General features: G+C 66.9%; 11 protein-coding genes. 8 read left to right on the forward strand and 3 right to left on the reverse strand.

Annotation, left to right across the window (positions count from 1 at the left end; genetic code table 11):
- The first annotated feature begins 57 nt into the window (after nucleotides 1–57).
- The 7 genes from EL272_RS04290 to EL272_RS04320 all read left to right on the forward strand — a co-directional run bounded on the left by EL272_RS04290 (nucleotide 58) and on the right by EL272_RS04320 (nucleotide 8,589).
- Nucleotides 58–1,575, forward strand: a complete 1,518-nt coding sequence (locus EL272_RS04290; RefSeq protein WP_061787780.1) for a sugar ABC transporter ATP-binding protein — start codon at nucleotides 58–60, stop codon at nucleotides 1,573–1,575.
- Entirely contained in the window at nucleotides 1,572–2,579 is a 1,008-nt protein-coding gene (locus tag EL272_RS04295; RefSeq protein WP_014845996.1) for an ABC transporter permease, read from the forward strand. Before EL272_RS04290 ends, EL272_RS04295 begins: the two co-directional genes overlap by 4 nt.
- Nucleotides 2,580–2,689: 110 nt before the next feature.
- Nucleotides 2,690–3,718 (forward strand): ABC transporter substrate-binding protein, encoded by a 1,029-nt coding sequence (locus tag EL272_RS04300; RefSeq protein WP_014845997.1) that lies wholly within the window; start codon nucleotides 2,690–2,692, stop codon nucleotides 3,716–3,718.
- 142 nt (nucleotides 3,719–3,860) lie between these two features.
- Nucleotides 3,861–5,624, forward strand: a complete 1,764-nt coding sequence (locus EL272_RS04305) for an L-fucose isomerase (protein ID WP_061787779.1) — start codon at nucleotides 3,861–3,863, stop codon at nucleotides 5,622–5,624.
- A 136-nt stretch (nucleotides 5,625–5,760) separates the two neighbouring features.
- Nucleotides 5,761–7,158, forward strand: coding sequence for a rhamnulokinase (locus tag EL272_RS04310; RefSeq protein ID WP_061787778.1), 1,398 nt, complete (start codon nucleotides 5,761–5,763; stop codon nucleotides 7,156–7,158).
- On the forward strand, nucleotides 7,155–8,144 hold the full coding sequence (locus EL272_RS04315; protein WP_061787777.1) for a LacI family DNA-binding transcriptional regulator: 990 nt from the start codon (nucleotides 7,155–7,157) through the stop codon (nucleotides 8,142–8,144). Before EL272_RS04310 ends, EL272_RS04315 begins: the two co-directional genes overlap by 4 nt.
- Nucleotide 8,145: 1 nt before the next feature.
- Entirely contained in the window at nucleotides 8,146–8,589 is a 444-nt protein-coding gene (locus EL272_RS04320) for an RbsD/FucU domain-containing protein (protein ID WP_014846002.1), read from the forward strand.
- A 316-nt stretch (nucleotides 8,590–8,905) separates the two neighbouring features.
- On the opposite strand, the gene EL272_RS04325 is transcribed toward EL272_RS04320, so the two are convergent.
- Both EL272_RS04325 and EL272_RS04330 read right to left on the reverse strand, forming a co-directional pair.
- Nucleotides 8,906–10,189 (reverse strand): right-handed parallel beta-helix repeat-containing protein, encoded by a 1,284-nt coding sequence (locus EL272_RS04325; RefSeq protein ID WP_244926113.1) that lies wholly within the window; start codon nucleotides 10,187–10,189, stop codon nucleotides 8,906–8,908.
- A 94-nt stretch (nucleotides 10,190–10,283) separates the two neighbouring features.
- Nucleotides 10,284–10,874, reverse strand: a complete 591-nt coding sequence (locus EL272_RS04330; protein WP_082793855.1) for a maleylpyruvate isomerase family mycothiol-dependent enzyme — start codon at nucleotides 10,872–10,874, stop codon at nucleotides 10,284–10,286.
- Between the two features lie 113 nt (nucleotides 10,875–10,987).
- Between EL272_RS04330 and cysE the strand changes: the two genes are divergently transcribed.
- On the forward strand, nucleotides 10,988–11,791 hold the full coding sequence (gene cysE / locus EL272_RS04335; RefSeq protein ID WP_014846006.1) for a serine O-acetyltransferase: 804 nt from the start codon (nucleotides 10,988–10,990) through the stop codon (nucleotides 11,789–11,791).
- Nucleotides 11,792–11,800: 9 nt separating this feature from the next.
- Here the strand turns inward: cysE and EL272_RS04340 are convergent, their stop codons facing one another.
- On the reverse strand, nucleotides 11,801–13,579 hold the full coding sequence (locus tag EL272_RS04340) for an ATP-binding protein (protein ID WP_014846007.1): 1,779 nt from the start codon (nucleotides 13,577–13,579) through the stop codon (nucleotides 11,801–11,803).
- Nucleotides 13,580–13,621: the final 42 nt, after the last annotated feature.

Below are 13,621 nucleotides of genomic sequence, written 5' to 3' on the forward strand. Positions count from 1 at the left end.
TCCGCCGGAGCGGACACCTTCGCGGAGCTCGGCGGATCAGGACACGAAGGAGTGCAAGTGACGAAGCTGCTTGAGCTGAAGAACATCAGCAAGACCTTCCCCGGGGTCAAGGCGCTGCAAAACGTCAACCTCGATCTCGAGGCTGGAGAGGTGCTCGGCCTGTGCGGCGAGAACGGCGCGGGAAAGTCGACGTTGATGAAGATCCTCACCGGCATCTACACCGCCGACCCCGGGGGCGAGATCTGGCTCGAGGGCAGACAGGTCGTGGTGGGTGGCGTGAACCACGCCCGGGAACTGGGCCTGTCCATCATCCACCAGGAATTGAACATGGTCCCCGACCTGACCGTGGCGCAGAACCTGTACCTCGGCCGTCAGGGCAGCCACAGGGCGGGCTGGATCAACGACTCCAAACTGAACCGTGAGGCCGCCGAACTCTTCGAGCGCCTCGGGATGAACCTCGACCCGGCCGCCCGGATCGGGGATCTCTCCGTGGCCCGTCAGCAGATGGTCGAGATCGCTCGGGCGCTGTCCTACAACTCCCGCATCCTCGTGATGGATGAACCCACGGCCGCCCTGACTGTCGGCGAAACCGAGGCGCTGTTCGGGATGATCCGCGACTTCATCACCCCCGAGACCGGGCTGATCTACATCTCCCACCGGATGCCGGAGATCGAGGAGATCACTGACCGCGTCTCGGTGCTGCGCGACGGCCAGTACATCGGCACCGTGACCACGAAGGAAGTCGAGATGCGCGAGATCATCTCCATGATGGTCGGCCGCGAGGTCTCCTCCGATGCCCGGCCGCGCACCGAAGTGACCTCCGATGAGGTGGTGCTGAAGGTGGAGGGGCTGGCTACCAAGAAACTGCTGCACGACATCAGTTTCGAGATCCGCAAGGGCGAGATCCTCGGTTTCGCCGGACTCATGGGGGCCGGGCGCACGGAGGTGGCCCGCTGCGTCTTCGGTGCCGATCCGCGCACCGCGGGCGAGATCTGGATCCACGGCAGGAAGGTGGCGATCAACACCGCGGCGGACGGCGTGCGAAACGGCATCGGCTACCTGTCCGAGGACCGCAAACAGTTCGGCCTGCTCCTGGAACAGGACATCAAACAAAACGCCGTGATGGCGGCGATGAAGGACTTCAACATCGGGGGCTTCATCCTCGACGGCAGGATCCGCACCGTCGGTGAAGAGTACAGCAGGAGGCTGCGGGTCAAAACCCCGTCGGTCAACCAGCTGCTCGGCAAGCTGTCGGGCGGCAACCAGCAGAAGGTGGTCATAGCCAAGTGGCTGATCCGCAACTGCGAAGTCCTCATCTTCGACGAACCCACCCGCGGTATCGACGTCGGCGCGAAGGAAGAGATCTACGAGCTGCTGGAACAGCTCTGCGGTCAGGGCAAGGCCATCCTCATGATCTCCTCGGAACTGCCCGAGGTGCTGCGGATGAGCCACCGGATCGCGGTGATGGCGCACGGTCACATCACCGGTTTCCTCGACAACGAGGAGGCCACCCAGGAGAACATCATGGAACTTGCCACCGTCGGCAAGGCGCAGCTGAAAGGAAACGCAGCGTGAGCAACAACAGCGGGACCGCCGAGGTGGTGGCGGCGCCGAATCCGGTCCTCCGGATCGCGAAATCTTCCCTGCAGCAGATCTTCGTGTTCGCGGCCCTCGCGATCATCTACCTCTTCTTCTGCTTCGCGGCACCCAACTTCGCCCAGTTCGGGGTGGCCCTGGACATCATCCAGCAGTCCGCATACATCGGGGTGATGGCGCTGGGAGCCACTTTCGTCATCGCCACCTCCGGCATCGACCTGAGCTCCGGGACCGGCATGACGCTGGTGGCGGTCTTTGCGGGAATCTTCCTCTCGGGGGACTGGATGAACCTTCCACTCGGTGGGGGTCTGATGCTGATCCTCCTGGTGGGTGCGCTGCTTGGTCTCGTCAACGGTGTGAACATCTCCTTCCTGGGGCTGCCGCCGTTCATCGCGACCCTGGCCATGATGATGGCCGCCCGCGGGCTCGCGCTGGTGCTGACCAACAAGTCGACGATCTCCATCAAGAACCCCGACTACAAATGGCTCGCCGCCGGTGAATTGATTCCCGGCGTCGCCAACGCCATCCCGCTGTTCATCATCCTCGCGATCATCGCCAGCGTGCTGCTCAACAAGACCCTCCTGGGGCGCTACGCCCTGGCCATCGGCTCCAACGAGGAGGCCACCCGCCTCAGCGGCGTCAACATCAAGCTCTGGAAAACCCTGGTCTACGTCGTCGCGGGCATCTTCGTGGCGCTCGGCGCCATTCTCTACTCGGCGCGTTTCGGGTTCGTCCAGCCATCCGAGGGCGTCGGCTTCGAGCTGTACGTGATTGCGGCCGTCGTCATTGGCGGCACGTCCCTGGCCGGTGGCCGCGCCAACATTCTCGGCACGGTCGTGGGTGCCCTGATCATGGAAACCCTCCGCAAGGGCATGCAGATGATGGGGGTCGCCCAGGAATGGCAGCTCGTCGTCACCGGCATCGTCGTGCTCATCGCGGTGTTCGTGGACAACGTCCGGCGCCGCCGCGCGGCCGCGGTCTGAACAGCGAACCGGAAATCTTCCCTCACAACTGAACCACAACTGAATAATCCGAGGGTCCTGAAAACCCTCTCTGCCGGGGCATCGAAGCCCCTGACTCGAAAGGAAAGACCATGCGTCTTCTGCGTCCCGCCGTCGCTCTCGCGTCCGTCCTGGCGCTCGGGCTCTCGGCCTGCACCACCTCCACCTCCAGCAACGGAGAGGCCAGCAAGACGGCCGACAAGTCGTCCACCGCCGCGGCCACCGCGGTCGCCGACAGCGATGTCCCCAAGGGCGACAACACCAAGACCATCTACCTGGTCTCCAAGGGCTTCCAGCACCGCTTCTGGCAGGCGGTGAAGGAAGGCGCCGAGGACGCCGGCAAGAAGTTCGGCTACAAGGTCGAGTTCGTCGGTCCCGAGAACGAGCAGGCCGTCACGGAACAGCTCAACCAGCTCCAGACCGCCCTCGACTCCAAGCCCGCGGCCATCGGTTTCGCCGCCCTCGACTCCGGTGCCGCCGCCGACCTGCTCGGAAAGATCAAGGCCGCGAACATCCCGGTGGTCGCCTTCGACTCCGGTGTGGACTCCGACATTCCGCTGTCCACCGTCCAGACCGACAACAACGCGGCGGCGGCCGAGGCGGCCAAACACATGATCGAGCTGGTGGGCGGCAAGGGCAAGATCGGCCTGATCTGCCACGACCAGACCTCGCAGACCGGCAAGCAGCGCTGCGACGGCTTCAAGGAGTACATCAAGGCCAACGCCCCCGGCATCACCCTGCTGCCCGAGCAGGTCGCGGGTGAGGTCGGCCTGGCCGCCAACACCTCCAAGTCGATGATCCAGGCCAACCCCGACATCGCGGGCATCTACGGTTCCAACGAGGCCGCCGCCACCGGCGCCATCCAGGGCGCCAACGAGTCCGGTGCCAAGGTCACCGTCGTCGGGTTCGACTCCGGGAAAACCCAGATCGAGGCCATCAAGGCCGGCACCCAGGCCGGGGCCGTCACCCAGTCGCCGGTGAAGATCGGCTACGAGACCGTCAAGGCAGCCATCCTCGCGGTCAACGGCAAGGACCTGCCCAAGACCATCGACTCCGGGTTCGCCTGGTACGACAAGACCAACATCGACGATCCCAGCATCAAACCCAACCTCTACGAGTGATCCCCCGTCTCCGCCGGGCGGGTACTGACCCGCCCGGCGGGAACCTCCCATTTGACCGATTCCCGCGTCTCGAAACCGCCAGCTTCGGGACACCGGAATTGATCAAGCCCGGTAACCACAATCGAAGTTTAAGGAACAATTCATGACGAACCATCCGAAGATCGGCATCCGTCCCATCATCGACGGCCGGCGCCGCGGGGTCCGCGAGAGCCTCGAGGACCAGACCATGAACATGGCCAGGCGCGTCGCCGCCCTGTACGAGGCGGAGCTGCGCTACATCGACGGCAACCCCGTCGAGTGTGTCATCGCCGACTCCACGATCGGCGGGGTGGCCGAGGCGCAGGCCACCGCCGAGAAGTTCCGCCGAGAGAACGTCGGCCTCACGCTGTCCGTGACCCCCTGCTGGGCGTATGGAACCGAGACCATCGACATGGACCGCACCATCCCGCACGCCATCTGGGGCTTCAACGGCTCAGAGCGTCCCGGCGCGGTCTACTTGGCCGCAGCACTGGCCGGCCACACCCAGCTGGGTATCCCCGCCTTCGGCATCTACGGCGAGCACGTGCAGGACGCCGACGACGAGACCATCCCTGAAGAGGTGCGGCAGCGGCTGCTCGACTACGCCGTCTGCGGCCTCGCCGTCGCCCAGATGAAGGGACGCTCCTACCTGTCCATGGGGGCGGTCTCGATGGGCATCGCGGGCTCCGTGGTCAAAGACGAGTTCTGGACCAAGTACCTGGGCATGCGCAACGAGTACATCGACATGAGCGAGTTCGCTCGCCGCGTGAACGAGGAGATCTACGACGTCGAGGAGTACGAGAGGGCGCTGGCCTGGGTGAGGGAGAACTTCCGCCAGGGCGAGGACTTCAACCCGCCGCACAACCAGAAACCCGAGCGGCACGACGACTGGTGGGCCTACTCGGTCAAGATGACCCTCATCGCCCGCGACCTCATGGCAGGCAATCCCCGGCTCGCGGAGAAGGGCTGGGGTGAGGAGGCGCTCGGGCGAGGTGCCATCGCCGCCGGTTTCCAGGGGCAGCGGCAGTGGACCGACGGGTTCCCAAACGGCGACCTGATGGAGACCATCCTCAATACCACCTTCGACTGGAACGGCACCCGCGCACCCCACATCCTGGCCACCGAGAACGACTCCCTCAATGGCGCCTCGATGCTCTTCAACCACCTGCTCACCAACACCTCCCAGCTGTTCAGTGACGTGCGTACCTACTGGAGCGCCGAATCCGTCGAACGCGTCACCGGGCACAGGCTCGAGGGCCGGGCCGCCGGCGGCGTCATCGACCTGCGCAACTCCGGGTCCACCACCCTCGACGGCACCTTCGCCGCGGTGCGCGAGGGCCAGCACGTCATCAAACCCTGGTGGGAAGTCACTGAGGAGGACCAGAAGGCCATGCTGGAGGGCACCACCTTCCACCCGGCCACCTACGAGTACTTCCCCGGCGGAGGCATGTCCACCCACTTCCGTTCCGCCGGCGACGTGCCCGTCACGATGTGCCGCATCAACCTGGTGGATGGACTCGGTCCCGTGCTCCAGATCGCCGAGGGCTGGACCGTGGAGCTGCCCGACGAGGTCGCAACCGTCATCGAGAACCGCACCGACCGCACCTGGCCCACCACCTGGTTCGTGCCGAACCTGACCGGCGAGGGCCCGTTCACCTCCGTCTACGACGTGATGAACGCCTGGGGGGCCAACCACGGTGCGATCAGCTACGGCCACATCGGGGCCCGCCTCATCACGCTGGCATCCATGCTGCGCATCCCCGTCAACATGCACAACGTTCCCACCGCACAGGTCTTCCGGCCAAAGAACTGGCTCGGCTTCGGAACCGCCGACCCGGAGGGCGCGGACTACCGCGCCTGCGCCCAGTTCGGCCCGCTGTACGGCTGAGCCGCGCCTTTCCAGCGCGGGAATCGCCGCGAGCCCCGAGGCCGCGGCGATTCCCGCGCGAGGATGCCCACACAGCGACCAGAGTTGTGTTGTCAACGCTAACGTTTGTTCAGAACCAGCTTTTCAGGAGAGTCCCGTGACCGTCACAGCCCTAGCCGTAGACCTTGGTTCCTCCTCCGGGCGGGTGATCGCGGGGGTACTGGACGACGACCGCATCACCGAGACCGAGGTGCACCGTTTCCCGCACACCGCCGCGATGCGCGACAGCTATCTGTGTTGGGACCTCGACCTGATCCGGCAGGAGATGATCAAGGGGCTGCAATTGGCCGTCGAACGGTTCCCCGACGCGGCCAGCGTGAGCATCGACACTTGGGGTGTCGACTGGGTTGCTCTCGGCGCGGACGGTGAACCCCTCACCCCGGGACGCTGCTACCGCGACGAACGCACCAGCCGCACCCTCGCCGCCTTCCGGGAGAGACTGCCCGACGAGAAGGCATGGGAACTGACCGGGACGGCACCGGCCACCATCAACTCCGCGAACCAGCTGTTCGCCTACCTCAGCGAAGAACCCGAATCGGCGGCGCGCACCGAGCAGATCCTGTTCCTGCCCGACTGGTTCACCCACCTGCTGACGGGCGCCCGCGGCTGGTCGCGTTCCATCGCATCCACCTCCGGTCTGTGCGCCCCGGGCGTGAACGACTGGGCCGGTGAGGTCTTCGACGCCCTCGGGATCCCGCGTTCCTGGGTGGGGGAGCTGACCCCCGAGTACGGCATCGCGGGCCCCTGCACCATCCCCGGCCTGGAGCAGCTGACCGTGGCGCGGGCCGGCGCCCACGACTCCGCCTGCGCGGTCGCCGCCCTGCAACGCGACGAGGGCGCCACGTGTTTCCTGTCGGCCGGGTCGTGGTCGGTGCTGGGGGTGCTGCGGGACGAACCGCTGCTAGGCGAACAGGCGCGCGCCCTTGGGCTGACCAACGAGGCCCGCGCCGACGGCGGGGTGCGTCCCCTGTTCAACATCACCGGGCTATGGATCCTCCAGGAATGCCAGCGCGACTGGAAGGCGGCCGGGCAGGTCCACGACATCGCTGCCCTGGTCGAGGCAGCCCACCGGGCCGATTCCCTGGGCGTGGTGATCGACCCCGACGATCCCCGGTACGCGCAACCCGGCTCCATGGTGGAACGCGTCACCGAGGCCCTCCGGGCCGGGGGGGCCTCGGCGGGAATCAACCAGGGGCAGCTCGTCAGGGCGCTGTGCGAGTCCTTCGCCGAACGCTACGCCCGAGGGGTGAGGGACCTCGCAGCGCTCACCGGTCAGGCCCCGACACAGCTGAACCTCGTCGGAGGCGGATCCCGCAACACCCTGCTGTGCGACCTGACCGCGCGCTCCCTCGGTGTTCCCGTGCTTGCGGGGCCCGCGGAGGCCTCCACCCTCGGGTCGTTGCTGGGGCAGTTCGAGATCACCGGGGCACTCGACCCGGCCCGCAGGAACGAGGTCATTGCCGCCACCGCCGAGACCAGGATCCACCGGCCATGAGGTTCAGTTCCCGCCGGGCCCGGCTCTCCGATGTCGCGAAACTCGCCGGGGTCTCCAGCCAGACCGTTTCCCGGGTGGTGCGCGGCGCCAGCGTCGTGGCGCCGGAAACCCGGGAACGGGTGCTGGCCGCCGTCGAGGAGCTCGGTTACCGCCCCAACCTGGCGGCCCGGTCGCTGTCGAACCGCCGCACCGGTGTCATCCACGTCGTCAACGCCACTCCGCTGTTCGGCGGGCACGCGCGCACCTTCCTGTCGATCGTCTCGGAGCTCGGGCGACTCGGCTACCAGACCTCGGTGGCGGGCAGTCCCAAGGACCAGAACCCCACCCTGGACCAGCTGGTGCCGCTCGGAGTGGACGGGATCGTGGTGCTGGGCGGTCACGCCCAGTCCGCGGATCTCGTCTCGGTGTTGCACGGCCGGATACCGGCGGTGTTCGTCGGGCAACGGTTCGATCTCCCGGACGACGTCGCCAGCGTTGCCATCGACCAGGACGCAGCGGCCCGGAAAGCGACGAACCACCTGCTGGAGCTGGGACGCCGGCGGCTGCTGCACATCTGTGGTCCCTCCGACTGGTTCGACGCCCACGAACGCCGCGACGGTTTCAACGCGGCCTGCCGGGAAGCCGGGATCGAACCGGTCAAGGTCTCGTCCGATTCATGGGAGGCCCGCAGCGGCTACGCGCTCGGGGAACACTTCCCCAGCGATATTGACGGACTGTTCGCCAGCAACGATCACCTGGCGCTCGGAGCGCTGCGCTGGCTGGCGGAACACGACCGGGCCGTGCCCGGGGACGTGGCGGTGGTCGGCGTCGACGACGTCGACGGGGCGGACAGCTTCCTGCCACCCCTGACCACCATCCGACAACCGCACCAGGATGTGGGGGCCTGCGCGGTGGGGCACCTGGCCGAGCTGATCGCCGGGGGGCCGGCGAGACACACGATCCTCGCCCCCGAACTGATCATCCGAGAATCCACGAAAGGACACTGACATGCTGTACGGACCCATGACCCACCCCGGGCTGCTGGCGGCGCTGGGACGCAGCGGGCACAGCGGCAAGATCCTGATCACCGACGGCAACTACCCGGTCGCAAGCGGCGCACCCGCGGCGGCGGAACGCATCTTCCTGAACCTCGCGCCCGGGCTGCTCGACGTCACCCGGATCCTCGAGGTGCTGAAACGCACCGTCCCCATCGAAAGGGCCGGGTTGATGGTGCCCGCCGCGGACGCGGTGGGCATCGAGGCCCCGGAGGTGATCCCCGCCCACGACGAGTACCGGGCCGCCCTGCCCGGCGTGGCCTTCGACGAGATTCCCCGCTGGGACTTCTACGACGCCGCGAAGGCCGAGGACGTCACCGTCGTCATCGTCTCGGCCGACCAGCGGCTCTACGCCAACCTGCTGCTCACCATCGGGGTGCGCGCCCCCGGCGAATGACGACAACCCGGGAGGGTTTCCCTTTCGGCGCTGATTGAGCCGAGCCCCGCGAGCCGGTGGGGTTTCCCTTTCCGGAGCTGGCTGAGTCGATTCGCGAGCGTCAGCGAGCCGACCTGTCCTTTCCGGAATTGGTCGAGCTGATCCGCGAGCATCAGCGAGGCGGTCTGTGACTCTCCGAAGTTGGTTGAGCCGACCAGCGAGCGTCAGCGAGCCGGGCGTGTCGAAACCATGTGGCTAACCGCCCTGCGCCGATCGCGGATGGCGGCATGGACGGGCGGCCGGGGGAGGGGATTCCCGGCCGCCCGTTGTAGCCATGTCAGGAATTTGTGACCGAACCGCTCACCTCCCCCTCCACCTTGCCACCGTTGGTGGAAGCGATGGTGATCGCCGAGCTGCTTCCCGCCGTCGCACCGCCGGTGATGGTGGTGCCGTCCAGGACCAGGTGCAGCGTGGCTCCGTTGCTTCCGGACTTGCCCCAGCGGTCCTCGTCAGCTTTGACGCCGACCGAGGTGCTGGAGGTGATCTCCACGTTCGTGAGGGTCGCGGAGGTGGTGGTGTTGGTGGCGTAGAGCACCGCGTCCGTGCCGTTTGCGGTGAGTTTCGTGTTGGTCATCGTGAACGTGGACCGGGTGGCGGTGGCGTCCTTGTCGTGCGCGTCACCGCTGAAGGACTGGTAGAGCATCACGGCCTTCTTGCCGTTGGAGGTGACCGTGGAATCGGTCAGGGTGGCGGAGTTCTTGCCTTCCACCACGACCACCTCGGAGTCCTTCGCCTCCCCCGTGACCCCGCTGGCCGAGATCTGACCGGTGGAGTACAGCAGGGGAGAACCATCGCCCTCGGTGTTCAGGTCGTTGGTCCCGGTGACCGTGACGGTGCCGTTGCCGCGGTCGGTGGCCAGGGTGGCGGAGTGCGCTCCGCGCGTGTGGATGGCCACGTTCTCGCCGGTGATGGCTCCCTGGTAGGTGGCGTGCAGGCCACGCGAGGAGTTCGCGTGGGTCTCGATGGTGGTCTGCCGCACCGTGGCGGTGGCGCCGCCGGTGGCCACGACACCGTTCGAACCGGATGACTGGGTGGTGATGGTCGTGTTCTCCACCGTCACGCTGGATCCCTCACCGGCCACCAGCACCGCGGAATTGAATCCGTAGAAGTTCGACTGCTCCTCGTTGGAGGTGTCCCCGGATTTGGTGATCCCGGCGTTCCTGATGGTCAGACTGCCGCCGTTGACCACCAGGAAGACGGCTTGGTCGGCGGTGGCGGAGGAGTAGGTTCCGCCGTCGATCACCGCGTCGATGCCGTCGACGACGTAGGCACCGGACAGGGTCGTGGACTTGCCGTCGATGGTCACGCTCACCTGACCGGAGGTCAGCTCGGTGTTCGTGCCGGCTGCGGTACTCGCCGCCGAGGTGGCCCCGGCGCTGGAGCCGGTCGTGGTTCCCGCGGAGGTGGTCGAGGCTTTCGTGGCCGGCGCTGCGCTGCTCACCGAGGCGGGTTCCTCCGCCTTCACATCGCTCGCGTTCACGCATCCGACGAGGGTCCCGGCCGCCAGCAGGACTGCTGCGGCGAGCCCCGCGAACCTGGCCGTGATCTTCCTGAATCCCATTGCTGTCCCGTCTTTCGGTTTCGTCCCTTGGGAAGAATCCTTGGGGCCGCAACGATGGGTTTCCCCTGAGAAGCCAGTGCGTTTCCTGTGAACCTCAGAACTTCACGATCTCCACCCGGGCGGCCTCGGTGCGCCCGTACACCCACATCAGCAGTTCACTTGGTTCGCCCGTGATCTGTTTGGTGACGGGGCCGCGCCCGATCCTCCCGTGGCCACCCTGCGGGGTGCGGAACTCCCAGGATGCGAACGGGTGCAGCTGCCAGGAGGCCGTCCTGAGACGCCGCCACAGGGCCTCGGCCAGGTCGGGGGAGATCTCCTGTTTGGGCAGCCGGTTCGGGCGGCGCACGTCCTCGGTGTGGATGAAGTACTCGCCGAGGGAGTGCCGGTGATCCTCCCGGGGATCGGTCGGCATGCACGCGAAGGACGCCGGGCCGGTGCGGATCTCCTCGACCAGCCCGGCGTAGGAGAACCGTTCCTTCGTCCGCCGGATCTCCCGGTCCGTGAGCCACGAGAACGGCGGCAGCAGCATTCCCGCCCAGGCGAGGGGCTCGTGGTTCAGGATCCAGATGTGCGCGGCGAGATCGAACGCGGTCCAACCCGAGCACAGCGTCGGGGCATCCGGAGCGACCATGGACAACACGCGACAGAACTCATCGCGCTGGGCGTTACGCAACTCTGCGGTCATGCAACGAGCCTACCCGTGAGGCGGAAACGGAAGGTTGAACCGGTGCGGTGGGAATGCGAGCAGGTAGCCTTTGTGTTTCCGTTTCGGCAGTCATCAAACCACTTGGAGAAGCAATGGATCCTGCACGTATCGTCGCCGACCACCTGATCTGGGAATCCATCCGCGCCGAGTGCGCCGAAGCCGCCGCCAACGAGCCCCTGCTGGCCGGGTTCCTGTCGCACGTGGTGCTCAGCCAGCCCGACCTGGAAACCGCGCTGGCCTACATACTCGCCGCGAAACTCGACAACGCCACCCTCCCGGCCCTCAGCCTCCGCGACATCATCCTCGACGTGCTGCGCGACGAGAAGTGCATCCAGAACGCCATCCGCGCCGACCTGCAGGCCGTGGTCCAACGCGACCCAGCCGCCGCCGGATACGCCAACCCACTGCTCTACTTCAAGGGCTTCCACTCCATCCAGGCCTACCGGGTGGCGCATTCCTACTGGGAACGCGATCGTCATGCACTGGCCCTGTACCTGCAATCGCGGATCTCGGAGGTGTTCGCCGTCGACATCCACCCGGCCGCACGGATCGGCAAGGGCATCATGTTCGACCACGCCACCAGCGTGGTGATCGGTGAGACCGCGGTAGTGGAGGACGACTTCTCCATGCTCCACGAGGTCACCCTCGGCGGCTCCGGCAAGGAGGGCGGCGATCGCCACCCCAAGATCGGGCGCGGCGTCATGATCGGAGCAGGAGCCAAGGTGCTCGGCAACATCCGAATCGGGGAGGGCGCAAAAATAGGCGCGGGTTCCGTGGTGCTGAAGGATGTCCCCCCACACACCACGGTCGCGGGAATCCCCGCGAAGGTCGTCAGCGTACCCAGCGCAGCCCTGCCCGCCCTCGACATGGACCAGTTCCTGCCATCGGCGCAGTAGCGATCAGAGCTACTCCGGGTCGATGATCTCGCAGATCACGTCGCCCGCATTGACGGGCTGCCCCGGGGCGATGGCTATCCTCACCACCTGGCCGGGCCGGTGGGCGTGCAGCGGTTGTTCCATCTTCATGGCCTCGATGACCGCCACCACCTGGCCCTCCTCGACGACCTCGCCCTCCTGGACGGAGAGTTTCACGACGGTGCCCTGCATGGGGCAGATCAGGCCGTTGCCGCTCGGGGCGGAGACCCTGGCGCCACCCCGGTCGCGGCGGGTGGGGCGTTTCGGGGTCTTGCCACGGGCCTCGGGGCGGGCCCCGAAACCGGCGGGCAGCTTCACCTCCATGCGACGCCCGTTGACCTCCACAGCGATCACCTCCGGTTCGCCCAGGTCCTCGGGGTCACCCAGCACCCCCGTGTAGGCGGGGATCTCGTTGGTGAACTCGGTTTCGATCCAGCGGGTGTGAACCCCGAAGCTGCCGTCGGCGGCCACGAAATCGGGTTCCTCCAACAGAACCTGGTGGAACGGGACGACCGTCGGCATCCCCTCGACCTGCAGCTCACCCAGGGCACGGCGCGCCCGAGCAAGGACCTGGGGTCGGTTCGCGCCGGTGACGATGAGTTTCGCCACGAGCGAGTCGAAGGCTCCCGGTACGGTCATGCCCGCGTGATAGCCCTCGTCGACACGAATTCCGGGACCGGTGGGAGCGTGCCACTTGACCAGGGTGCCGGGGGCGGGCATGAAACCACGCCCGGCGTCCTCGGCGTTGATGCGGAACTCGATGGAGTGGCCGTGGATCTCGGGGTCGTCGTAGCCCAGCTCCTCGCCCTCGGCGATGCGGAACATCTCCCGCACCAGATCCAGCCCCGTGACCTCCTCGGAAACCGGGTGCTCCACCTGGAGCCGGGTGTTGACCTCCAGGAAGGAAATGGTCCCGTCGAGGCCGACGAGGAACTCGCAGGTCCCCGCCCCGACGTACCCGGCCTCCTTCAGGATGGCCTTCGACGAACTGCGCAGCAGCTCCTCCTGTTCCGGGCTGAGGAACGGGGCCGGCGCCTCCTCGACGAGCTTCTGGTGGCGGCGCTGCAGTGAGCAGTCGCGGGTGGAGACCACCACCACGTTGCCGTGTTCATCGGCCAGGCACTGGGTTTCCACGTGCCGGGGTTTGTCCAGGTAGCGTTCCACGAAACACTCGCCGCGCCCGAAGGCGGTGATGGCCTCCCGGGTTGCGGAATCGAACAGCTCGGGGATCTCCTCGAGGGTGCGGGCCACCTTGAGGCCGCGACCGCCACCCCCGAAGGCGGCCTTGATGGCCACGGGCAGGCCGTGCTGCTCCGCGAAACGCACCACCTCCGCGGCGTCGGCGACGGGATCGGGGGTGCCCGGCACTTGCGGAGCACCCACCTTCTGCGCGATGTGACGGGCCTTGACCTTGTCGCCCAGGCTCTCGATGGCCTCGGGGGGTGGGCCGATCCATTTCAGGCCCGCGTCCATGACGGCGCGGGCGAAACCGGCGTTCTCGGCCAGGAAACCGTAGCCCGGGTGCACGGCGTCGGCTCCGGAGCGGCGCGCCACGTCGAGAAGTTTCTCCACGTTCAGGTAGGTGTCCGCGGGGGTCGCTCCGCCCAGGGCGAAGGCCTCGTCCGCGAGCGTCACGAACAGGGAGTCCGCATCGGAGTCGGCGTACACGGCGACCGAGGCGATGCCCGCGTCGCGCGCGGCCCGGATCACCCTGACGGCGATCTCCCCGCGGTTGGCGATCAGAACTTTCGAGATGACCCCGTTGTTCACCTTCCTGCCTCCTCCGGTAGAACCTCTTCGGCGGAGTCTAGC

This window comes from Arachnia propionica (assembly GCF_900637725.1).
Lineage (GTDB): Bacteria > Actinomycetota > Actinomycetes > Propionibacteriales > Propionibacteriaceae > Arachnia > Arachnia propionica.

Bases quoted from the DNA above. Each gene is read 5' to 3' on its own strand.
- EL272_RS04300 (WP_014845997.1), top strand. From the start codon at position 2,690: ATGCGTCTTCTGCGTCCCGCCGTCGCTCTCGCGTCCGTCCTGGCGCTC.
- EL272_RS04305 (WP_061787779.1), top strand. From the start codon at position 3,861: ATGACGAACCATCCGAAGATCGGCATCCGTCCCATCATCGACGGCCGG.
- EL272_RS04315 (WP_061787777.1), top strand. From the start codon at position 7,155: ATGAGGTTCAGTTCCCGCCGGGCCCGGCTCTCCGATGTCGCGAAACTC.
- EL272_RS04320 (WP_014846002.1), top strand. From the start codon at position 8,146: ATGCTGTACGGACCCATGACCCACCCCGGGCTGCTGGCGGCGCTGGGA.
- EL272_RS04325 (WP_244926113.1), bottom strand. From the start codon at position 10,189: ATGGGATTCAGGAAGATCACGGCCAGGTTCGCGGGGCTCGCCGCAGCA.
- EL272_RS04330 (WP_082793855.1), bottom strand. From the start codon at position 10,874: ATGACCGCAGAGTTGCGTAACGCCCAGCGCGATGAGTTCTGTCGCGTG.
- cysE (WP_014846006.1), top strand. From the start codon at position 10,988: ATGGATCCTGCACGTATCGTCGCCGACCACCTGATCTGGGAATCCATC.